The organism is Glutamicibacter nicotianae (assembly GCF_016907615.1).
Lineage (GTDB): Bacteria > Actinomycetota > Actinomycetes > Actinomycetales > Micrococcaceae > Glutamicibacter > Glutamicibacter nicotianae.
Window position 1 is genome coordinate 2,470,296 of the sequence record NZ_JAFBCH010000001.1, and the last position, 22,335, is coordinate 2,492,630.

Below are 22,335 nucleotides of genomic sequence, written 5' to 3' on the forward strand. Positions count from 1 at the left end.
TCTGCCAGCTGAATGGCGTAGACGTGGTTCATTAGGGCAAATAGAATCAATCATAAGTGTGAACCCAATCTCTGGGGATTGCCAGATCGGCCCTCTCTTGATCTTTGGATTGGCTGTTGTATTTCAGGCGGGAAACAAGACATGCGTATGAAAGCTAGACGGCTCATTGCTGGAGCACTATTGGCAGCTGCAGCCTCTTTCGGCTTATCGGCACCGGCAATGGCTGAATCGCCGGTTACTATTCCACCCGGCGATTTCGTAGTCGATTCTTCAGGTGTGCTTGGTTCGGACGAGTCGCGCTTGGAGTCCGAAATCAAAGAGCTCCGCAGCGATACAGGGTTGAATCTATTTGCGGTATTCGTCGATGAGTTTTCGAACCCAGCCCAAGCTGATCAATGGGCCACCGAGGTTGCCAACAAGAAGGGGCTAGGCAGTGCCGACTCCATCTTGGTGGTAGCAACCCAAACCCGGCAGGCATATTTTGCTGGCGCGAAGGGAGGCCCGATTGCCGCGGCCGCCACCGGAATCTACAGCAGCCAGATCAGTCCAGCACTCGGCGAAAATGACTGGGCTGGCGCCGTTGAAGGCGCTATCGATGGCATGCGCAGTGTTGAAGGCGGTGGCAGCCCCGATGGCTCTTCCTCTGGCGGCGGTTTCCTAACAGTCGTTCTGGTCATTGGCGCAGTCGCTGTGGTTGGGTACCTGTTCCTTTCACGGCGCAGCAAGAAGAAGGCCGCCTCACTCGGCCAAGGCCCGGGTCAACACCCTGGAAATTATGGCTCTCCTGCGCCGCAACAACAGTTGATCCCGCTGGACAAGCTCCGTTTACAGGCAGATCAATTGCTGGTAGCAGCAGATGACTCGATTCGTTCTTCCCAGCAGGAATTGGGCTTCGCCGAGGCTCAGTACGGGAGGCAAGCGGTCCAGGTCTATCTGGAAGATATCGAACAGGCCAAGACCCACCTGTCGGAATCCTTCCGTTTGCAGCAGCAGTTGGATGACGATATCCCGGATACCGAACAGGATCAGCGTTCTTGGCTGAATGAAATCATTGACCGTTGCCAGAAGGTTAATCATTCCCTGCAGGCTCATGCCAACGAGTTCAAGCAGTTGCGCCAGCTGGAGCAGAATGCGGACGATCGCATTACTGAGGTTTCAGCGAATCAAGAACCGCTCAATCAGAGGCTTTCGGCTAGAGTTGCCGATTTGGAGCGCCTCGCTGGCCGATACGATGCCAGCGCAGTTGCACAGATCAAGGACAATGCCGAACAAGCCGCAGAACGTTTGACCTTTGCGTCATCTGCCTTGAAGCAGGCATCGCAGAAGCTGGCCAATGACCGTCCCAATGCCGCGATCTTGATCCAAAACGCGGAAGAAGCGCAGGACCAAGCCGACGTGTTGCTCAAAGCCATCAACAAAGCCGGCGAAGCGTTGGAGCAAGCCCAGCAAGACTTGAAGTCGTCAATGGCACTAGCCGAACGGGACCTGGCCCAAGCGAAAGCTTTCATGGCAAACGGTTCGAATCCCGGGTTGGCAAGTGCCGTGGCCGGTGTGGAAAGCGCACTGAATAATACGAAGCAAGCCTTGAACAGCGACCGATACAACCCGCTAGCGTTGATCACCCAGCTCGACGAGGCCGTGCGCCCGCTCTCAGAGGCCCTGTCCAGTTCGCGTGACCGGGCGCAGCAGGAACAGTCTGCCCGTGCGCAGCTTGATTCTCTCTTGCACACGGCGGCATCACGCATCAGCGGCACGGACGATTACATCCGTGCCCGTCGCGGTGGCGTACGTTCCTCGGCACGCACCCGTCTTGCTGAAGCACAACGCACCTTCGATGAAGCCCGGTCGCTTTCCGGCAGAGATCCGCTGCGTGCCGTGGGTTCGGCGCAACGTGCAATTCAGTTGGCTGATCAGGCTGCGCAGATGGCCGAAAACGATGTCAGTGGATTTGACGGTTTTGGCGGCTCCCGCGGATACGGAAATTACGGCAACTACGGCCGCGGCCGCGGTGGCGGGATGTTTGATGGCATCGGCGGTGCCATGCTAGGCGGCATCCTGATAAACACGATCCTCGGTGGCGGAAGCCACGGCGGTCATTCGGATGGCGGCGACGGCGGAGGACTCTTCGGCGGGGGCGGCTTCGGCGGCTTTGGCGACGGAGGCGGTTTCGGAGGAGGTGACTTCGGAGGCGGCGGAGGCGGCAATTTCTAGTTTGCCGGAATAGATTCACTAGTTGTTTTGAAGTACCTAATGTTTTTCCTTACGGACAGAAAGGTCCAACCATGATCAAGCAGTCAATCTTCGGACGCATTTCCCAGCTGGCCAAGGCCAACATCAATGCGATGCTCGACGCAGCTGAAGACCCTCAGAAAATGATGGATCAGATGGTGCGCGACTACAACGACAATATCGCTGAAGCAGAGCAGGCGATTGCCCAGACCATCGGCAACCTGCGCATGCTGGAAGACGACTACCGCGAGGACGAGCAGGCAGCTTCCGAGTGGGGTGCCAAAGCACTGGCAGCGTCCAACAAGGCGGAGGAATTCCGCTCCGCAGGCAAGGCAGATGATGCCGCGAAGTTCGACAACTTGGCTAAGGTCGCCATCCAGCGCCAGATGCAGGCCGAGTCCGAGATGAAGACTGCAGAGCCAACGATTACATCGCAGCGCCAAATCGTGGACAAGCTCAAGAGCGGTTTGAACATGATGAAGGAAAAGCGCACAGAGTTGGCCAGCAAGCGCGACGAGCTGGTCGCCCGCGCCAAGTCGGCTCACGCTCAGAACCAGGTCAACGAAGCCATCAAATCCGTGAACATCATGGATCCATCCAGCGAGATCGGCCGCTTCGAGGAAAAGGTTCGCCGCGAAGAAGCCCGAGTCCGCGGTGCTGCAGAATTGCAGGCGTCAAGCCTGGACGCCCAGTTCGAGTCCTTGGAAGATCTGGGTGAGCAGACCGAAGTTGAAGCTCGTCTAGCGGCCCTGAAGGCCAAGCAGACTGGTGCTTTGGAAAGCTAGGAACTCGAATAACGGGATATCGTCAATTGGCTGGCAGTGCGCAAGCATGCCAGCCAATTGCTTTTGATGATTAAACAAGAAACGGAGACTCTTTCGAATCTCCGTTTCCACTTTCGTGGCGGGGAGAGGATTTGAACCTCTGACCTCCGGGTTATGAGCCCGGCGAGCTACCGAACTGCTCCACCCCGCGTCGGTAAATATAACTTTACCAATCGGTGAATGACTTGGCCAATCCTGAGGAAGTGCGCTTGGTCACGCAATGATCCAGCACTCTGGAGGCATCGAACAAAGCACCAGTCCCCCGCAGCATGAGCGGGTAACGAAGAATTTTTTCAGATGCACCTGGTAGACAGACAAGAGAATTAGCTGTCGGGAACCAGATGGCCGCTCGTACTGACTCGCTGCAGAGGCAGAGATCCGAGTTTCTGATTTCGTGGGTCTGATCAACGACTGGCAGTGATCCGGCAGCGACGCCAAGCCGCCAAGCCGCCAAGCCGCCAAGCCGCCAAGACAAAGAAAACGGAGACCCTTTCGGATCTCCGTTTCCACTTTCGTGGCGGGGAGAGGATTTGAACCTCTGACCTCCGGGTTATGAGCCCGGCGAGCTACCGAACTGCTCCACCCCGCGTCGGTAAATACAACGTTACCAACTGTTGAACTCAATAGCGAATCGAAGAGCGTGTCCTTAATCCCACTCCGCTCGAATGTCCCACCTGACCCGAATTACTCTTCGGTGCTGACCATATTTCTTGCACTGGCCGCACCCGGTCCGGAAAGTCGCGAGCGGCCGTGCTCAGACCTGGGTCATCAAATGCATCTGCCGTTGCCCTTGCCCGTAGCCGTGTAACGAGCATTCATTGACCTCGGGGTGGCGTCAGGGAGACGTTGTCTTCTTCCACCAGACGATCTTCCTGCGTACGGATTAGCAACAATTGCCTCCCGGACGTCCCCCGGGTTCGGTGGCTGGAGAGTTTCAGCTTAACGCAAAATGGAGATCCTTTCGGATCTCCATTTTGCCATTCGTGGCGGGGAGAGGATTTGAACCTCTGACCTCCGGGTTATGAGCCCGGCGAGCTACCGAACTGCTCCACCCCGCGATGACTAGATAATTCTTGCATCATCGCGGGGTGAAAGCAAATCGGCAGTTACTGCTACTCCTAGCCTTCCGCGCCATCGGTTGGGGCTGGCGACTGGGAGGCGTCGTTGTTCTGACCTTCGTCCAGTTTCACGTCTCCCTCAACCTCGGTGCCGTTGATGGCAGCATCTGCCTCCATCGCACGGTTCAAGGCGTCCTCCAGCTGCTTCTGCGATTCACCGTAAGCGCCGAAGTCACCCTTGGCCAATGCTTCCTGTCCATTCTTGATGGCTTCGTTCGCATCAGCCAGAGCTTCAGTCAGCTTCTCGGTATCGGTCTGGGTCGGTTCCGCCTCGCCCTCAGGGTCTTCGCTCGGCGACACGCCTTCGGTCTCACCGGTTACCGCACCGGAATCACCACCGAAGACTTCATCCAGTGCTTCAGCCAGCGTATCGGCGAAGCCGACCTTGTCACCGAAGGAAACCAGAACCTTGCGCAAGGTCGGGTAGCTGGTCTGGCCCGAAGACTGGACATATACAGGCTGGACGTAGAGGATACCGCCGCCAACTGGCAAGGACAGCAGATTGCCGTTCTTGACTTCCGAGGCGCCCTGGCGCAGCAGGTTCAGTTCGGTGGTCACTCGGGTGTTGGTATCGAAGTTCTGCTGAGCCTGGCCCGGGCCAGGAACTGCAGTGTCTCGTGGCAGCTCAAGCAGCCGCAGCTTGCCGTAGTCGTCGGCTTTCTCCCCCGGCGTGGATCCGGCATCGGCATTCGCCGACAGGAAGCCGAAGAGCACGTTGCGCTGCTGGCCGTTGGCTGCCGCAGCCGGGATAAAGGTCGAGGTCAACGAGAACGACGCTTCATCCTGGGTAGGCATCTTCAAGGACATGAAGTATGGCGGCTGCTTCACGCCGGCAGCAGACGAAGTTGGATCGTCAGGCACGGCCCATGCATCGTTGGACTCGTAGAATGCATCCGGGTTGTCCACGTGGTAGGTGGTCAGCACTTCACGCTGCACCTTGAACATGTCCTCCGGGTAGCGCACGTGCTCCATCAGCTCTGCGGACATATCATCCAGCGGGTTCAAGGCCGTAGGGAAGATCTTCTGCCAAGACTGCAGGATTGGATCTTCGGTGTCCCAGGCGTAGAGCTTGACCGATCCGTCATAGGCATCGACGGTGGCCTTCACCGAGTTGCGCAGGTAGTTCACGCGACCGGTCAGCGACAGGTCCTGCGCGTTGGTCAGCGAGTCGGTCACTGCCGAATCCAGCTGCTGCTGCTGGGAATATGGGAAGTCATTCGAGGTCGTGTAGCCATCGATGATCCACTGCACCCGGCCATCGACGATGGCAGGGTACGCTTGGGAATCCAACGTGAGGTACGGTGCAACCTTGCTGACACGATCGCGAGGGTCGCGATCGTACAGGATCTGCGATTCGCTATTGACGTTCTGCGAGAGCAACAGATCGGTGGAGGCGAACTTCAGCGCGTAGACCAAGCGGTTGAACAAGTTGCCAACGTTCGGACCGCCATCGCCCTTGAAGGTATAGCGGGTGTCCTGGTTCTCGCCACCGGTACCCGGGCGGTCAAGTTCCTGGTCGGTCCATCCCTCATCCGGTCCGCCCACAATCGAATAGGACGGAGAATTCTCACCGAAGTAGATCCGCGGTTCGTATTCCTGGTCGGTGATCAAATCACCAGAGGTCGGGATGCCACCGAGCATGAAGTCCGGACGGCCACCGGCAGCCACACGGTTGCCGTATGCGGCCACCAGGCCGTAGCCATGGGTGTAGTTGATGTGCTGGTTCACCCAGGTGTCGGTTGGATCGACGTTCACTTCACGGGCGGCAATAACGGTATCTTCCACCTTGCCGTCGATCTCGTAGCGGTCAACGTTCAGGGTCTCTGCGAAGGTGTAGTAACCACGGAACTGCTGCAGCTGTGCGAAAGCAGCCGAAACCAGGTTCGGATCCAGCAGACGGATGTTCGCGGTGGTGGCAGTTTCCTTCGCCAGCGCATTCTTCTCGGTCGAGATCTTTGCGTCGTAGTCGGTCACTTCCACGTCATCCAGGCCGAATGCCAAACGAGTCATCTCGATATTGCGCTCAATGTACTCGCTCTCCAGCGCCTTCTGCGAAGGGACCACCTTGTACTGCTGGACTAGGAACGGATAGACGCCGCTGGCAACAATCATCGTTGCCACCAGCATGGCGGTGCCAATCAATGGCAAGCGCCAACGCCCGTTGATCGCCGCAATCACGAAGGTGACGGCGATCAGGATCGCCACGATGGCCAGAATCATCTGCGCCGGGATGACTGCATTGACATCCTTGTACAGCGCACCGGCGACACGGCCTGACTGGTCAGTGAGGGTCTCGTACTGGCCAATCCAGAAGTTCACGGCCTGGAAGAGCAAGAAAACACCGACAACAACTGCGGTGTGCACGCGAGCAGCCTTGCCAACAGTAATGCCACCGCGTTCTTCGACACGGATTCCGCCGTAGAGGTAGTGGGTCAGCAGACCGGCCACGCCGCTGAGCAGCACGACCGAGATCAAGAAGCCGTTGACCAGCGCAATGAATGGAAGGGAGAAGACAAAGAAGCCCAGATCCATGTTGAACTGGGGGTCAGTGCTCCCGAAACCGACCTGGTTGAAGAACAGCAATATCGTCTGCCACTGTCCTGCCACGGCAACGGCGGCAAAGATGCCAATCACCAGTGGAATGCCCACCATCAGGAAACGGCGCACTGGTTCCAGCTGGGCCTGGTAGCGCGACATGGAATCGGGCCGGTTCGAATTGGGCGCATAGACCGGGCGGTGCTTGTAAGCACTGCGCATCGAGAACCACATTGGAACTGCCATCAATACCAACGCGATCAGGAAGATCACTAGTTTGGCGATCCGCTCAGTCCAGTAGACCTCGGAGAAACCCAGCTGGTTGAACCAGAGGATATCAGCGTAGAAATTCGACAAGAAAACGAAAACCGCGACGAGGATGACCACCGCGAAGATGGTCAGGGTCAGCGGCGACGCTTTCTTGCCCGAAGGGTTGGAAGGTCGTTGTGGTTCTTGGGGTCGCGGCGGACCCCCGAACGGACTATCCGATCCGAATGACACTATCTATTCCTTACTTTGGGTTCTCCCGTTGTTTCCAACGGGAGAACTCGTGTACCTAATTCATGAACGGGCGTTGTGCACGAGATTGGTTTCCTTGCATCACATTCTTCCCTTGATGCACGGCTAAATCTATTCGCATGTCGTGAAAGTCGCGGGGTCTTGCCCCTTGGCGATTTTCTCTAATGCATGGCGGGCCTCCGACAGTGTCGCTACCTTGATGACGTCGAGTCCGGCGGGAACTCGGCCAACGACTTCAGCACAGTTATCGGCTGGTGCCAAGAACACACTCGCTCCATTGCTCTTGGCGGCCACCATCTTCTGGGCGATGCCACCGATCGGACCGACCGCACCATCGGCAGAAATTTCGCCGGTGCCGGCAATGTGGTGGTCCCCCGCCAGCGAGCCTTCAGTCAAGCGGTCAATGATCGCCAAGGCAAACATCATCCCGGCGCTCGGACCGCCTACGTTTTCCAACCCGAAACTCACGTCAATGGGAAACTCGTATTCACTACCCAGGAAGACACCCAACTGGCGTTCGCCATTCTCGGCTTCCTTGGTATGCACGGTGACGTCCACATTGCTGTAGACACCATGCTTGTCCGGTCGGCCGACTGTTAGGGTTGCTGGTTTTGCCCCGTGGTCGTTCAGGCTCTCCTTCAGCTGCTCCAGCGAAGTGATCTTCTCCCCTTCGAACTCCAGCAAGCGGTCCTTCGGCTCCAGCACCTTTTCATTCGTGTCGGTGGAGAAGTCCGCGACTGTCAGCCATTCGGTGAAATCTTTGCCGAGCTCGGTCAACGCCGCCGCTACAGCCAAATCCTGCGAAGAAGTCATCAGGAAATCGTTTTGCTCATTCTTTTCTTCCGAGGAGACTCCACGGGAAATAATTGTTTCTTCGGGGACGACATCCTTGGCCGGATTAATCAGTGCTTCGAGCACGACAGGAATGGTAATCCGGTTCTGCCCGCCACCCTGGACATAAATGGTCAACAGATCCAAGACACTGTCCGAAGGGTAAGATTCGGCTCCCTTGATGGAAACCACATCGTGTCCGCTGTCCTCGCCCAACGTGTTGAACACGGGGCCCGGCGATCGGATCATGAAATGCGTGGGGAGAAACATCATTACGCCGATCAGGAGCAGTGCAACGATGCCGGAGCTGGTGCGTTTCATGGTTTTGGAACCTCGAGGAGCACGGCCGGAATTACCTGGCTCCTGAATCGAGTCTTGTGGTTCCCGTACGTGCACTGATCTTGCTCCCGCCAACTGTCAAAAAATACGCGGATCCGTCCTCGCAGACATCCCCACTCTTAGCCTACTGAAGCCATGGGTCTAAAAGCATCAGCACCAAGGCGTATTCGATGTGCCGAAAGCGAACTGTAGCCCAGATTCGTGGGAACTATCAGGCGCTCGCGGTAGTTTTAAAGGCATGGCACAGAATCCCCCGAACAACCGCCCAAACGGCGATGACGACGAAAACAATCCGCAGGACCCATTTTCTGCAATGTTTGGTCAGCTCTTCGGTGGCGGATTCGACCCGAATGACCTCCCGCCGCAGCTTCGTGATGCCCTTGGCGCTCAAGGCGATCCGGCTGCGATGCAGAAAATGATGCAGCAGGCCCAGGCCATGATGTCCGCGATGATGAGCAATAACGCTTCGTCTGGTCCGGTGAACTGGAAGCTTGCATCCGACACAGCGTTGCAGGCATATGCCAGCGATGATCCTGCTGTTTCCGACGCGCGGAACAGCGCCATCAGCGATGCTTCAAACCTGTCGGGATTGTGGCTGGATAACGCCACGGTGTTCGAGTCGAACGGCCACGCGACAGAGGTGTGGACTCGCAAACGATGGTACGACAAGACTTTGGCCACGTGGAAGCAGGTCACCGAACCTGTTGCCGAGTCCGTGGCCAAGGCCATCACCACCGCGATGAAGGACCAGATTCCCGAAGAGATGAAGGGCATGCTCGGCAACGCAGATGGCATGTTCCGCAATCTCGGGGCCAGCATGTTCGGCATGCAGTTGGGCACTGCTTTGGGCGGCTTGGCAACCGATGTACTTGGCGGCACCGATATCGGCTTGCCGCTGGCAGGAACCACTCCGGGGATTATCGCGACAAATGTCAGCAAGTTTGGCGACGGCCTTGAAATCCCCGAGCAGGAAGTCCTGCTGTATGTGATTCTGCGCGAGAACGCACATACGCGATTGTTCAACCGGGTGCCATGGCTGAGCTCCAAGTTGATTGGCGCCGTCGAATCCTACGCTCGCGGCATCCACATCGACATGTCGCGAATCGAGGATGCCGTACGCGGCATTGATCCGTCCAACCCGGAAGCCCTGCAGTCGATGCTGGGTGAAGGGCTTTTCACCCCGCAGCGCACCCCAGCCCAGGAGAAAGCTCTTGAGAACCTCGAGCTGACGTTGGCATTGATCGAGGGGTGGGTTGACCACGTAGTTTCCTTGGCTGCCCAGAACTTGCCATTTGCCGGCCACCTGCGCGAGACGATGCGCCGCCGCCGTGCATCCGGTGGCCCGGCGGAGACAGCTTTCGTATCTCTGGTTGGCCTTGAACTGCGCCCACGCAAGCTTCGTGAAGCAGCTGCCCTCTGGGAGCATCTGTACGATGAGCGTGGTATCGACGGCCGTGACGCCGTATGGGACCACCCTGACCTGATGCCTACCGCAGAAGATCTCACCGATCCCCAGGGATTCACTCATCGCCGTGCAGTTGCCGCAACCGAGTTCGATGACTTCGACGCGGCGTTGGGCAAGCTCTTGGACGGCGGTTTCGACAATGTCGACTCCGATTCCGAGGACGATGATGATCCTGGCAAGCCAGAGGATCCAAAGAGCTGACTAGGCTGAGACCGCGAAGGAGGGATGTGCGCACGCGCACATCCCTCCTTATTTGTGTCGAACTACTGTTCCTCGTCGTGGCCGAAGCCGGATAGCTCATCTTCTGCACGGCCCAGTTCCTTGGCGTGGGCGTTGTATCCAGCGTGGAAGGCCTCCAGGAAGATATCGGCCTGCGCTCTGCGTTCGAACCGGTTCAGCAACGCCTGGAATTCTGATCCGTGGCCGGCCCTGGGAGCCACGAGATGCGCCAATTCATGGACGAGCACATAGTCCTGCACCCAGCTGGGCATATGCTGCAATGTGACCGATAAGCGGATGCTGCGCTGCCGATATGAAGCCGAGCCCCAACGCTTGTTCTGGTTCGCTACCCAGCGCACCGATTGCGGCGCGGCCTCGCCTGCAAAGTACTGCTGGTCAAGGGACGCGGCACGACGTGCCAGCGCGTCATCAGTATGCCCAGCTGTGCGCGCTTGGCGTCCCTTGCGATACTTCGTGATCATTTCTTCGACGAAGGCACGTTCCGTTTTTTCGTCCAGCGCTGCAGGAACCTGGATAATCAGCCGGTTATCGCGCCATTGGGATGAAATAGTTTTCTTGCGCTTGGCTGAACGGAGAATCCGCACGGGGATTTCGTCCGGCGCTACGAAGTCGACAGTATTTGGAAAAGCTGGCATGGCACAGCGCCCCATTCCTCGATCATGGCAGTGAAGCGGATTGTCCTATCCACCCACTCAGTCATCTCATTAAGCTAAGCCCGGGCCCTGAAGCACTTCGCCTCCGGTACACCGGTTGTGGAGAACCTAGGCGCGGCGCTCGCCAACGACCGCCAATACTCCCTCGCCATATCGTTCAAGCTTGCTGCGTCCCACTCCTGGAATCTTCGACAGCCCCTGGATTGAATCCGGCTGGTGCTCCGCGATGGACATGAGTGTTGCATCGGTGAAGATGACGAAAGCCGGGACCGCATTGGACTGGGCGACTTCCGAACGCCATTCACGCAAGTCCTCGAACAGGGCCTCGTCATAAGCAGCCGGGCATGAGGCGCAACGCTTGAGCTTCCGCTCCTTGGCACTGGTCAAGAACGAGCCGCAGGTCGTGCAGACCGCGGGCGTGATTTTCTGCTCTCGCTTGCGGTAGCTGGTCTGCTGCCTGCTGCTGGCTTGGCGTACCGATTTAATCCCATCCAGGAATCGCGATGGGTAACGGTGCGCACGTCCACCCGGTGTCCTGGCAAGCGACCAGGACAGGTACAGGTGCTTCCGTGCACGGGTAATGCCCACGTACAGCAAGCGCCGTTCTTCGTCGAAACCCGCTTGATCCTTGGCATAGGAAATCGGGACCAAGCCTTCGTTCAACCCGACAAGGAATACGGCATCCCATTCCAAACCCTTTGCCGCGTGGAAGGACGCCAAGGTGACGCCATCAAGCGTCGGCGCGTGCTGGATCGCCGCACGGTCTTCGAGCTCCTTGACCACGTCGTGCAGCGTGGCATCGATGTCCTGCTCTTTCTTGAATGCAACGACTTCATCGGCCAGCCGAACCAGTGCCGACATCGACTCCCAACGCTGGCGCACTGCACCGGTGCCACCGCTGGGAGCGTTGAGCGAGTAGCCATGCGAGGAAAGGATATCGCGTACCGTCTGAGCAACCGGAGTATCTGCGGCCACACTCAATCCGGCCCGCAGCGCGAGCATGCCTTCCTTCACCTCGCGGCGGGAGAAGAATCGTTCTGCGCCACGCATCACATAGGGAATGGAATGTCCCGTCAGGGCCTGTTCGAAAGCCTGGGACTGTCCGTTGGTCCGGTACAGGATGGCAATTTCGGAAATGTCTTGGCCATTTTTGAGCAGCTGCTTGATCCGCTGCGCGACTTCATCAGCTTCGTTCTCGTCGTCAGTCGCTTCAAAGAATTCGGGCGCTGGACCGTGGTCGCGTTGCGCGATGAGTTCCAGCGGTTCTGGCCAGATGACGTGGCGGTCTGGGACCTGGGATTCAATGCGCCGATTAGCCAGCACCTTATTGGCCAAGTTGACCACTTCAGGAGTGGAACGGTAATCGCGGACCAGCTTCACGACTTTCGCTTCCGGGAAGCGTGCGCTGAAGTTCAGCAAGTAGTCAGGGCGTGCACCGGTGAACGAGTAAATGGTCTGGGAGGCATCGCCCACCACGCACAGCTCGTTGCGCTGTCCGAGCCAGAGATCCAGCAGCCGTTGCTGCAGCGGCGAAACGTCCTGGTACTCGTCCACGACAAAATGGCGGTACTGCTGGCGTACGCTGGCTGCGACTTTTTCATTGTCTTCCAGAATCGCAATGGTCAGGAGAAGCACATCCTCGAAGTCGATCACTCCGCGGTCATCTTTAAGCTCTTCGTAGGTCTGGAAGATTCGAGCCATGCTGACTGCTTCAAGACCGTTGGGCAGTTCGCGGGAGGATGCGATCTTGGCATAGCTCTCAGGGGTCTGCATGGACACCTTGGCCCACTCGATTTCGGCAGCAAGATCTCGGACCATGGCACGGTCGCTGGAAATGCGCAGGCGACGCGCTGCTTCTGCGATCAACGGGGCCTTGTGCTCAACCAGGTTCGGCAGGGTTCCGCCTATGGCCTGCGGCCAGAAGTACTGCAGCTGGCGCAAGGCTGCCGCGTGGAACGTTCGCGTCTGCACGCCGGGGGCGCCGAGCTGGCGCAAGCGGGTGCGCATTTCCGCGGCAGCACGAGTGGTGAAGGTCAGGGCCAGAACGCTGGTCGGGTTGTAGATGCCGGTATGCACGCCGTAGGCAATCCGGTGGGTAATGGCTCTGGTCTTTCCGGTTCCTGCACCTGCCAGAATACACAGTGGACCGCTGAGGGTTTCTGCTGCTTGCCGCTGTTCAGCATCCAGTCCCGCTAGCAAATCGATTGCTGGCGGATTGTCGTATTCGGTCACTTGCTCAGGGCCTCCGGAAGGGGTTCGCCGTACCAGGTACGGATCAATGCGTGGGCTATCGAGACTCCACGCGGTATATCTATTGTTCCTGATTCCAGGGCTTCACGCAGTTCAGCTCGTGTGAACCAGTGAAGGTCCATGATTTCTGCGCCGTCAGGAACCAGCTCTTCGCTCAAGGCCTCAGCCGCGAAACCAAGCATCAGCGAACGCGGCATTGGCCAGGGCTGGGAACCACGGTAGGCGACCTCGCCAACGCGCACGCCGGATTCCTCATAAATCTCGCGACGCACCGCAGACTCCAGGGACTCGCCAGCCTCGACGAATCCTGCCAGCACCGAATACATCCGGTGTTTGAAGGTGGCATTGGATCCCAGCAGCAGTCGATCTTGGCTGTCTATCACCGAGGCAATGATGGCCGGGTCGGTGCGTGCAAAAAGCTCGTGGTCATTCTCTACGCAGCGCTGGCCCCAGCCGAAGGTGGCTGCCATGACTGGCGATCCGCAACGCGGACAAAACTTCTCCGAACGAATCCAGTTGGCGATCGCTTGCGCTTCCACGAAAAGTTCTGCATGCAGTTCGCTGAGCACGGTGAAACCTTCACGCAAGGTCATCCAGCGGTCAATACCACTGGTGGCATAATCTTCGGCATCAACGATAGCCAGCACGTATTCGGTGCCTGCCGCACGCCCCAAATACACCTGGCGCTCGGAGTCTTTCGCAAGATACTGCGTTCCGTCGAGGAAGAAGAGTTCAGCTCCGGAAGTTGCCGCGCCACCGCCACTGATCAGCAGCACCTTGGTACTGGGCTGATTCAACAGGTCCGGCAAAAGCATCGGATCCTGCTTTTCGGTCAGCGGTCGCTCGATCAGCGACTGCCCGAAGTGAAGTCCGGTAAGCGGGGTTCGATAAGTTTCTGCCAGAGCCATACCTCTAACCTAATGCACATCGCACCCCAGAATCCTGATGCATTCTCATTGTGGATTGCAGTTGATGAATGAGATTCATCGCAACTCTGGACGTTGCCGGTGAATCCCGCCATATTCCGTGCGTCATTCAACGATAGAAAAGAGAATCTCGCATACGGTGGAACTTGTGAAACGCACTGCCATGGAACTCGCCGCAATTGCCACCGCTGCCGTCCCCGGATTGACCCCGGTTGGCTTCGCGGCGCTGTCCGACGATGCGGAAGACTTTGACTCAGCATTGGTCGTCGACGCACTCAAGCATCGCTGGCGCGTCCGTTCACCTCGCCACGACGAAGCAAGCATGCGCTTGGAAGCCGAACTCTCGGCTTTGCGCGCTTTTTCAGCCAAGGTCCGCGCTTCACTGCCTTTTTCCTTGCCAGCAGTAGCGGGTACCGTGCGGCAGGGTCCACTGCGCACCTTTGTCTACAAGGACATGCCAGGCCATGTTCCGAGCCTCGACGAACTGGTTGATGTGGGCAGCAACCTGGCCAAATCCTTGGGCAATTGCATGGCTGCCATCCACCAGATTCCCGATGAAGCAGTCGAAGTTGCAGGGTTGCCGACCTACACGGCCGACGAGATTCGCCAGCGCAAGCTCAACGAGCTGGATACCGCCGCGGCGACCGGCAAGGTGCCAAGCCGTTTACTGCGCCGCTGGGAACACGCCATGGAGGACGTGGCACTGTGGCGTTTCAACGCTGCCGTAGTTCACGGTGATTTCGATGAAGAGCAGTTGCAGATTTCGCATTCCAGCATCACTGCGGTCAAGGGGTGGACCGATTTGCATGTCGGCGACCCAGCAGATGACTTCGCTTGGCTTTCGGCCATCGAAGACCAGAGCTTCAGCGAGCGCGTGTTCTCCGCCTACGTCGAAGCTCGCGGCAAGGCCGCCGATCCGCACATTATGCGCCGCGCCGCGCTGGCGGCGGAATTCGCGTTGGCGCAGTGGCTGGTGAAGTCCTTGGATTCCAAGGACTACGAACGCATCGCCGAGGCCGAGGAGATGCTTCGAGAACTGGACCAGAACATTGCCGAGTACGGCGGCCAGCCGTTGTCGGTCGTGGAGGCACCGCGTCCGTTGGCTGCCCAGCCGGAAACTTCGTCCCAGACGGTTCCGGAAAAGCCGGTGGCCATCAGCGCCCCGAGCATCAATACCGACAAGGTCACTGCCCTGGCTGCCGAACCGCCGAAGTCCGCAACGCCCCAGGGCGCATCGCCACAGGAGCAGCAGGATTCCGGAGAATCTGCGGATCAGCCAACAGCGGATGCTGATGATGCTGGTTCAGATAGCAGCACCCCATCCAAGCAGGAGCCCGCGCAAAAGCCCTCCGATCAGGAGAAAGAGGCAGCGGAAGCACAGTCGTCTGCGGATGGCACAGCCGACGCGCAGAAGCCCGCTCAAGACGAGAACGAGCCTGCCAAGGATGCCGGGAAGTAGGCAATTCCCAGCATCCTCCGGCCACTAGCCGTTGAGCCCTTCGAATGCGCTGCTGATCATCTGTTCCAGTTCTTGTTCATCGGAGAGATGCTCCGCATGGATCGTGATGCCCGCCGACACATAGTAAAAGGCGGCCTTGATCTCCCCCAGCGGGATTCCGTGCAGTCGTGACCAGCCCAAGCGATACACGGCGAGCTGGACCAGCTTGCTCTTCAAATCCTTGCCGCTGGGAACCCGGCCGGTTTTCCAGTCCAGCATCAGCCAGGTCCCGTCATCCATCTGGAAGACGGCATCTATGCGGCCACGCACAGCGACCGGACCCACACGGGTCTCCAAGGGCACCTCGACGTAGGCGGGCTGCAGCTTGGACCATTCGCTGCCCAGGAACGCTTCCTTCATTGATTCGAGGTCCAGTGCATCGTCAAGATAGCCATCTGCCTGTTCCTGCAGGTCTCCCAAATCCAGCATGGAGGTCTTCTCGTAGAACTCCTCGATCCAGGCATGGAACGCGGTACCGCGCCGTGCCGCCAGGCCTGGGCGACGTGGCACCGGGCGCCGAAGGTTTTCGAGTACGCCCACCGGATCTTCGGCCAGCTCGACGAACAACGACGCTCGCACATGCTCTGGTACCTCGATGCTGCGTTCACGCGCAGCCAGGAACGCGCGCTGGCCAAGAAGTTTCTCCGCTTCTTCAGCCCACTGCTGGCCAATACCGGTCAACGGCTCATAGTCGGCTGGAATGGATTCAAGATCCTCCGCCACATCCGCAATGATTTCGCGGCGTGAGTACGGGTAGGGAGTCTTCTGCACTCCCCCGGTGACCACGGGGCCTTCCAACGGGTCGTAGGGCCACAGCGCTTCCAAGGGTGTCAACGTGCTCGGGTTTTGCTCCGGAGCTTCCTCATCCTTCACCCAGACGCCGATTTCAGCCTGGGGGTCTTCGCCTTCGGCCAGCGGAAGCAGGCAGTTGAAGAATTCCGAAGCCTCGGTGGGCTTGGTCCGAGTGCTCGTCCAGACGCTGCTGCTGCAAATCAGCAAGGACTTGGCACGGGTTACCGCGACATAGGCCAGGCGGCGTTCCTCGGCAATATGGTGGTCCTCGACCTGGTCCTTGAAGATCGATTCGGCTTCCAGCAGCTCCTTCAGGGCCGGCTGCTCGGTGTCCCATTGAGGCAAGTCGCGGGCATCGCCACGGATTTCCCAGGGCAGCGCCTTGTCGCCGCTGGTCCAGCGATCCGACTTGGCACCCGGGAACACCCCTTCGTTCAGGGTCATCACCGCCACGATGTCCCATTCCAATCCCTTGGAAGCGTGGACCGTCAGCAATTGGACAGCGGCTGGATCCGCATCTTCGCTGGGCAACGGGAGCCCTTTTTCCTTTTCGGCGGCCTGTTCCAGCCACATCAGGAATCCAGCCAGCTCGACACGTGGCGCATTGCGGCAGTATTCGCGCACCACATCGGCGAAGGCATCGAGATTGGCCCGTGCCTTGTCGCGGGTAATCCACGGGCGGGCTGCCACCTCGATGTCCAGGTTCATGGCGCGTTCGGTCTCGCGAATCAGGGTCTCCAGGTCATCATTGGCCAGCAGCCGGAGGCTTGCCAGTTCATCGCGCAAGGCAACCAGCCGTTCGTAGCCGGCTGCGCTGATGCTCCGTCCTTCATTGCTTCTCCATCCTTCCTTGGGCAAGAAGTCCAAGGCTTCGACGAGGCTTGCCGCATCGTTGAGTTCGGCGCGGGCAGCTTCAGCGGCTGCTTCGTCCGGGCTTCGCGTTTCTTCGCCTTCTGCCGGATCAGGCTGCAGGCCGCGGGCCCGTCGCCGTTCCAGCTGGCGGGACCAATCAGCGAAAGCCATCAGGTCGGAGGCGCCCAGGCGCCAGCGGGCTCCGGCCAGCAGGCGCATGAGCTTATCCGAGCGCAGCGGGTCCACCAGCACGTGCAGGCATGCGACCAGGTCGGTGAGCTCAGGGGTGCTGAGCAATCCCGAAAGTCCCACGAGCTGGTACTTGATGCCGCGTTCAGCGAGCACTTCGCCCATGATGGTCAACTGGGTGCGATTGCGCGAGAGCACTGCACTGGTTTTCGGCTCGGCAGATGACCGGTTCTCGGCAACAATCATGTCGGCAATGGCTTCCGCCTCTTCGCGCACCGTGGCGCAACGGTTGAGCACCACCCGTCCGGGCTTGGCATGCGCCGAGGAATCCAATGGCTTGACCGAGACCGGCCCCTGATGCTGCGGCCCGCCTGCGGTGATGCTATTCGCCGCGGCGAGCACGTTCACGGTGTTGCGCCATGCGATAGTCAGATGCTTGACGTGGGCAACTTCCCGGCCGGTGTCCCTGGCAATCGGGAAGACCTCGGGGAAGCGGAACAGCTGTCCGGCACTGGCCCCGCGGAATCCGTAGATGGACTGGTTGGGATCGCCTACTGCGGTGACCGGATGGCCCTCGCCGTAGAGTTGCGAGAAGAGCACCATCTGCGCGTGCGAGGTATCTTGGAATTCATCGAGCAGCACCACCTTGTGGCTCACCCGTTCGGCGAGCGCGGCCGCCGGCACCTCTTGTGCGATACGCGCCGCGTGGGCGACCAAATCGCCATAGTCCATCACGCCCAGACGCTTCTTTTCCTGTGCGTACTCCTCTGCAAGCTCGGCGATGGTGGCACGCGAGGCCAGCTTGTCGATGAGCTTGAGGGCTGCCTGGGTCGGCTTCTTCGGCTTTTCTGCGTCCATCGGCAGGCTACGCAGGCGTGCCACCAGCTGATCGATCCACTGGTGCGCCTGTGGTGCGGTGACCAGGTGCTCGGATGCTTCGGAACTGAAGGAGACGATGGCATCAATCAACGTGCTCGTGGCGCTATTCAGATGCTCGTAATTGCCGGTGTACCTTTCCAGCACCGAGTGCGCCACCTGCCAAGACTGGGCCGCACCAAGCAAGGCGCTGTCTTCCTCAATGCCAAGTCGCAGCCCATGGTCCTGGACCAGCGTGTTGGCGTAGGAGTGGTAGGTGGATACCGCAGGATCTAGGAAGTCGCGGGTTTCTTCGGCACTGAGCAGCCCGGTGGACACCAATTGGGCGATCTTGGCGCGGATGCGGACCGACAGCTCTCCCGCGGCCTTTCGAGTGAAGGTCACGCCGAGGATTTCTTCCGGTCTGACCAGCTGGTTGGCAACCAGCCAGACGACTTTGTCCGCCATGGTCTTGGTCTTGCCCGAGCCGGCGCCTGCGATGACCAGCATGGGTTCCAGCGGCGCGGCGACAATTTCGGCCTGTTGGGCGGTGGGCGGGAATTGCTCGCCGAGCGCTGCTGAGAGCTCTTCCGGGGTGAATCTGATATTGCTCATGGTTCGGTGACCTGTCGTCCTTGGGCGCATAACGGGCAGATTTCAGGCAGCGTGCAGTTGCCGAGGATCCCGGCGGCTCCCGAAACGTGCCGAGTGATGAATTCGCTGTTGCCCATCAGGGCGGCGGCTTCGAAGATGAGCGTGCGGGCCCAGTCCGCTTCGCCGATGGAGGGTTGCTCTCGCACCGAGGCGTTCTTGGTGCTGGTACCCACGTAGACCAAGGACGCTCCGGCCGGCTCGTCGGAAAGCCCTGCAGTTTCCTCGTGCTCTTGCAAGGCGCCCAGCTGGATCGCGGTTTGGTAGACGCCCAGCTGCGGGTGCTCCAAGGTCGCGTCCTTGGTTGGCGCGGTGGACCCGGTTTTCAGGTCCACGACCCGCACCTTGCCGTCGGCGCCGGCTTCCACTCGGTCAATGATTCCCCGAAGCTGGATCTGCGTGCCGCCAGGGGCGGGCATCTCCAGCTGGAATGGCATTTCCCGGGCCACCAATGCGCGTCCTTCCTGGCGCATGGTGATGCAGTAGGCGGCGAATTTCTTGAGCATGGCGTTGGCACGGTCGAAGTCCCGTTGACCTTCCCAGTTTTCCAGTTTTTCCAATTCGGGCCAGCGCTGCTGGAGGATCTGCTCATATTCGTGTCCGCTGGCCTCGGGGTGCTCTTCGACAATGGAGTGGATCAGGCTGCCCAAGGAAGCAGCGAAATCGTGGGCGGCGGTGCCGCCGGCGCTTTGCACGAACCAGTTCAGTGGAGATTTGACCAGGGTTTCCACCTTGGACGGCGATACCCTCCGGGGCTGGCCCTCCGGAATCACCGGGCCTTGGGTGGACAGCTCGCGCAGTCCCCACCAGGAGTCGGGATGCGCTCCGCGCACAGGAGGTTGCGCGAGTGCCAGGCGCCCCAGCACATGAGCGGCATCGTAGTACAGGCTCTGCGCATCGGCATCGTCCGGGGCCGGCACTGCCCCGAGGCTTGCCGCCTTGGCACTTTCGGCGGTGCTGCGCAGCTCAGCCACCAGGGTCGGAAGCGAGCGGATGCGCGGAACCGCAGTGGGCTTTCTGCCTTCTGGCCCCGGCGGCTCGACCAGGTCCAGGAAGGAGGATGGCTGGCTGTCCTCGTTGTCCACCGCAGTGCAGATCAGCTGGTCGGCGGCACGGGAGACGGCATTGCTGAAGGAGCGCAATTCGTCGTTGCGGATTTGGCGCACCAGATGCGTTGGCGTTCGAGTGGCCAGGAAATTAATGCCGTGCTCGGCGGCATCAGCGAGCGCGTTGGAACCGAGCAGCTCGCCGCGAAGCCGCAGGTTGGGCCAGGAACCCTCCTGCAGCCCGGGAATGAACACCACCGGCCACTGCTTTCCTGCGGCTGCCGCGGTGGTGAGCACCGTGACGGTTTGGCCACCGGCGGCACGGGTGGCCAATGAGTCCATGGGCAGTTCCTGGTGCAGGATGTGCCCAATGAACTGCTGGACGCTGGCTCCGGGAAGCTGGTCCACGAAACGTTCTGCGGCTTGGAACAGGGACAGGACAGCGTCCAGGTCATGATCTGCCCGGCGGGCGGCAGTACCAGCCGCCAGGGCCTCATCGCGCCAGGCTTTTTCACGGCCCGAAGCTTCCCACATCGCCCAGAGCGCTGTTTCCGGTGTAGCGGTTCCGCTGGCCAGTTCCGCTTGCAGGGCAGCGTACATTTTCAACAGGCGCTGCAGCCCGTACCCCGGCTTTCCCAAATTCTCGGCCATTGCCGGTTCACGCAGGCAGGCTTCAAGCAGTTCCTGGCTGGAGCGGCGGCCTCCTGCCGCGGCTTCCTGCTGGCGCAAAAGCTGGCGGATACGCCGGATTTCCAAGGCGGTGCTCATCCCGTAGCGCGAGAGCAGCAGGTTCTGCATCAGCAGCGGATCGTCGGCGACGGAATCGCTGAATGCCAAAGACAACAGGTCAAGCAGAGGGCGGACCGCGCCCTCGTCCTTTAATGGGATTTCAGCCGGTGGCACTTGCACGCCGATTCCCTGGCCCTCGAGAAAGCGACTGAAGGATCGCACCTGCGAACCGTTGCGCACCACGATCGCGATATCTGCGAGGCTGCGGTTTTCGTAGAGGTTCAGCTGCACGATCCGCTGGGCGATGAACCGTTCTTCCAGGGTGGAATTCTCGAAGACCAACGACTCGCAGAGCGCATGCTCCGGGGTATTCATCGACTCGATGGCCCGTCCGCTCAAGCCTGCTGCCAGCGGTATGCGACTGACGATGCGTTGCCAGGCCTCGGTAATCGGTCCAGACATGCGATAACCATGGGTCAATTCAAGGCTCGTTGCTTCGCCAGTGCTCGCGTAATTCTGCGCAAAACGGTGCAATTCATCGGTGCGTGCACCGCGGAATCCCTGGACTACGCTGTCGGGTGCCGCGAAGGCAACCAGCGCGCGGTCCTTGCCGAGCAGCGCCAGCAAGCGGTGCTGCGACAGGGTGGCTTCTTGCAGGTCGTCCACGAGGATCAGGGCCAGCCGATCCTGCTCTGCGTGCAGGAACGCCTCGTTGTCTTCCAGGATTTCCGCCGCACGGGTAATCAGCCCGGCCGGGTCGAATGCCTCGGCGCTGCCCAAATCCAGCAGGTCGCGGTATTCCTGGTAGAACAGTGCCGCAGCGTGCCATTCGGGACGGTTGGCTTTCTGGCCGAGGTCAGCGATGTCGGCAGGTTCCAATCCGAGCTCGGAGACACGGTCGAAGAACTCGCGGATCTCCTTGCGGAAGCCGCGAGTCTCCACTGCCAGCGCCAGCTCGCTTGGCCACGGCGGCCCTTCGGTGAGCCCCGCGGCATGCCCTTCCAGCAGGTGCCCGATCAGTGTGTCCTGTTCCGGTCCGGAGAGCAGCCGGGGAACCCGTTCAAGCTGGGGCAAGAGTCCTTCGACGCGGGCGCGGCGGATCAAGTCGAAGGCATAGGCCGACCAGGTGCGGACTACCGGTTCGGTGAAGGTCCGCTCGGCTCGGCGGCTGAGCTCGTCGCGGATCGAGGCTGCGGTCAGTCGAGTTGGGCCGATGATCAGCAGGGACTGCGGGTCAAGGCCGGTGTCCAGGTGCGCAACCGCGGTATCGATGAGTAGGCTGGTTTTTCCCGTACCCGGCGCCCCGGTGACCAGCACCGGGCTTTTCACCGAATGCAGGTAGCCGCGCAGCTTGGCGGTGTCCTCTCGGGACTGGGTTCGGGTTTCTTCCATACTCATAGTTGATCATCCATCTCGGACATTTTGGGGTTGCCCAGCGCGGAACGAAGAGCATCTATTTTTCCCCAGGCCGTTTCGCTGGGGTTCCAGCGGTTTTTGGTCATGTTCACGTGCCGGCCTGGCACGGCCAGCCCTTCGGAAATCCAGTGCTGTTCCGCCGCTTCGGCAAGTGCCTCGGTCAGGGAACCGTTGGAACGGATGATCCGCCACCACGGCGTCCCGGCCGGAGCGCTGGCCATCGCTTTGCCGGCCTGGCGTGCTCCGCCGCTACCGAGTAGTTCCGCTACGTCCTTGTAGCTGATCACCGCACCGGCGGGGACCATCGCCGCGAGTCGATGCACCGCCTCGGAATAGTCCAGAGGCTTTTCGGCTGCGTCAGATGTCATAGCCCTATTC

General features: G+C 59.7%; 12 protein-coding genes and 3 tRNA genes. 4 read left to right on the forward strand and 11 right to left on the reverse strand.

Annotated elements, in window-relative coordinates; translation table 11 throughout:
• The first annotated feature begins 78 nt into the window (after window positions 1-78).
• Both JOE62_RS11745 and JOE62_RS11750 read left to right on the forward strand, forming a co-directional pair.
• The gene (locus JOE62_RS11745) at window positions 79-2,211 is read left to right on the forward strand and encodes a TPM domain-containing protein (protein WP_204722497.1); all 2,133 of its coding nucleotides are present in this window, start codon (window positions 79-81) and stop codon (window positions 2,209-2,211) included.
• Between the two features lie 71 nt (window positions 2,212-2,282).
• Window positions 2,283-3,014, forward strand: a complete 732-nt coding sequence (locus JOE62_RS11750; protein ID WP_128469993.1) for a PspA/IM30 family protein — start codon at window positions 2,283-2,285, stop codon at window positions 3,012-3,014.
• Window positions 3,015-3,130: 116 nt separating this feature from the next.
• Here JOE62_RS11750 and JOE62_RS11755 read toward each other — a convergent pair.
• The 5 genes from JOE62_RS11755 to JOE62_RS11775 all read right to left on the reverse strand — a co-directional run bounded on the left by JOE62_RS11755 (window position 3,131) and on the right by JOE62_RS11775 (window position 8,377).
• Window positions 3,131-3,204 (reverse strand) — tRNA-Met (locus tag JOE62_RS11755).
• Between the two features lie 364 nt (window positions 3,205-3,568).
• Window positions 3,569-3,642: transfer RNA gene (locus JOE62_RS11760), tRNA-Met, on the reverse strand.
• A 395-nt stretch (window positions 3,643-4,037) separates the two neighbouring features.
• A tRNA-Met gene (locus JOE62_RS11765) sits at window positions 4,038-4,111 on the reverse strand.
• A 60-nt stretch (window positions 4,112-4,171) separates the two neighbouring features.
• The gene (locus tag JOE62_RS11770) at window positions 4,172-7,207 is read right to left on the reverse strand and encodes a UPF0182 family protein (RefSeq protein WP_204722498.1); all 3,036 of its coding nucleotides are present in this window, start codon (window positions 7,205-7,207) and stop codon (window positions 4,172-4,174) included.
• A gap of 129 nt (window positions 7,208-7,336) precedes the next feature.
• Window positions 7,337-8,377 carry a YlbL family protein gene (locus JOE62_RS11775; RefSeq protein ID WP_204722499.1) on the reverse strand — a complete coding sequence of 347 codons (1,041 nt, stop codon included), beginning with the start codon at window positions 8,375-8,377 and terminating at the stop codon, window positions 7,337-7,339.
• Between the two features lie 256 nt (window positions 8,378-8,633).
• Between JOE62_RS11775 and JOE62_RS11780 the strand changes: the two genes are divergently transcribed.
• Complete coding sequence (locus JOE62_RS11780; protein ID WP_204722500.1) at window positions 8,634-10,061, forward strand: zinc-dependent metalloprotease; 1,428 nt, start codon at window positions 8,634-8,636, stop codon at window positions 10,059-10,061.
• 62 nt (window positions 10,062-10,123) lie between these two features.
• On the opposite strand, the gene JOE62_RS11785 is transcribed toward JOE62_RS11780, so the two are convergent.
• The 3 genes from JOE62_RS11785 to nudC all read right to left on the reverse strand — a co-directional run bounded on the left by JOE62_RS11785 (window position 10,124) and on the right by nudC (window position 13,911).
• Window positions 10,124-10,735 (reverse strand): M48 family metallopeptidase, encoded by a 612-nt coding sequence (locus tag JOE62_RS11785; RefSeq protein WP_204722501.1) that lies wholly within the window; start codon window positions 10,733-10,735, stop codon window positions 10,124-10,126.
• A 126-nt stretch (window positions 10,736-10,861) separates the two neighbouring features.
• Window positions 10,862-12,985, reverse strand: a complete 2,124-nt coding sequence (locus JOE62_RS11790; protein ID WP_204722502.1) for a UvrD-helicase domain-containing protein — start codon at window positions 12,983-12,985, stop codon at window positions 10,862-10,864.
• Window positions 12,982-13,911, reverse strand: a complete 930-nt coding sequence (gene nudC / locus JOE62_RS11795; RefSeq protein ID WP_204722503.1) for an NAD(+) diphosphatase — start codon at window positions 13,909-13,911, stop codon at window positions 12,982-12,984. The genes JOE62_RS11790 and nudC overlap by 4 nt, the downstream gene beginning before the upstream one ends.
• Window positions 13,912-14,077: 166 nt before the next feature.
• Here nudC and JOE62_RS11800 point away from each other — a divergent pair, with 166 nt between their 5' ends.
• The gene (locus JOE62_RS11800; protein ID WP_204722504.1) at window positions 14,078-15,388 is read left to right on the forward strand and encodes a phosphotransferase; all 1,311 of its coding nucleotides are present in this window, start codon (window positions 14,078-14,080) and stop codon (window positions 15,386-15,388) included.
• A 24-nt stretch (window positions 15,389-15,412) separates the two neighbouring features.
• Here JOE62_RS11800 and JOE62_RS11805 read toward each other — a convergent pair whose 3' ends face one another.
• From JOE62_RS11805 to JOE62_RS11815, 3 genes are read right to left on the reverse strand one after another with little or no spacing between them, the layout of a single operon-like run.
• Window positions 15,413-18,730 carry an ATP-dependent helicase gene (locus JOE62_RS11805; RefSeq protein ID WP_204722505.1) on the reverse strand — a complete coding sequence of 1,106 codons (3,318 nt, stop codon included), beginning with the start codon at window positions 18,728-18,730 and terminating at the stop codon, window positions 15,413-15,415.
• On the reverse strand, window positions 18,727-21,939 hold the full coding sequence (locus tag JOE62_RS11810) for an ATP-dependent helicase (protein WP_204722506.1): 3,213 nt from the start codon (window positions 21,937-21,939) through the stop codon (window positions 18,727-18,729). The genes JOE62_RS11805 and JOE62_RS11810 overlap by 4 nt, the downstream gene beginning before the upstream one ends.
• Complete coding sequence (locus JOE62_RS11815) at window positions 21,936-22,325, reverse strand: MGMT family protein (RefSeq protein ID WP_204722507.1); 390 nt, start codon at window positions 22,323-22,325, stop codon at window positions 21,936-21,938. Before JOE62_RS11815 ends, JOE62_RS11810 begins: the two co-directional genes overlap by 4 nt.
• Window positions 22,326-22,335 lie beyond the last annotated feature (10 nt).

Excerpts from the sequence above, each read along its gene's own strand:
- JOE62_RS11785 (WP_204722501.1), bottom strand. The coding sequence starts at position 10,735 with ATGCCAGCTTTTCCAAATACTGTCGACTTCGTAGCGCCGGACGAAATC.
- JOE62_RS11780 (WP_204722500.1), top strand. The coding sequence starts at position 8,634 with ATGGCACAGAATCCCCCGAACAACCGCCCAAACGGCGATGACGACGAA.
- JOE62_RS11810 (WP_204722506.1), bottom strand. The coding sequence starts at position 21,939 with ATGAGTATGGAAGAAACCCGAACCCAGTCCCGAGAGGACACCGCCAAG.
- JOE62_RS11815 (WP_204722507.1), bottom strand. The coding sequence starts at position 22,325 with ATGACATCTGACGCAGCCGAAAAGCCTCTGGACTATTCCGAGGCGGTG.
- JOE62_RS11750 (WP_128469993.1), top strand. The coding sequence starts at position 2,283 with ATGATCAAGCAGTCAATCTTCGGACGCATTTCCCAGCTGGCCAAGGCC.
- JOE62_RS11805 (WP_204722505.1), bottom strand. The coding sequence starts at position 18,730 with ATGAGCAATATCAGATTCACCCCGGAAGAGCTCTCAGCAGCGCTCGGC.
- nudC (WP_204722503.1), bottom strand. The coding sequence starts at position 13,911 with ATGGCTCTGGCAGAAACTTATCGAACCCCGCTTACCGGACTTCACTTC.
- JOE62_RS11775 (WP_204722499.1), bottom strand. The coding sequence starts at position 8,377 with ATGAAACGCACCAGCTCCGGCATCGTTGCACTGCTCCTGATCGGCGTA.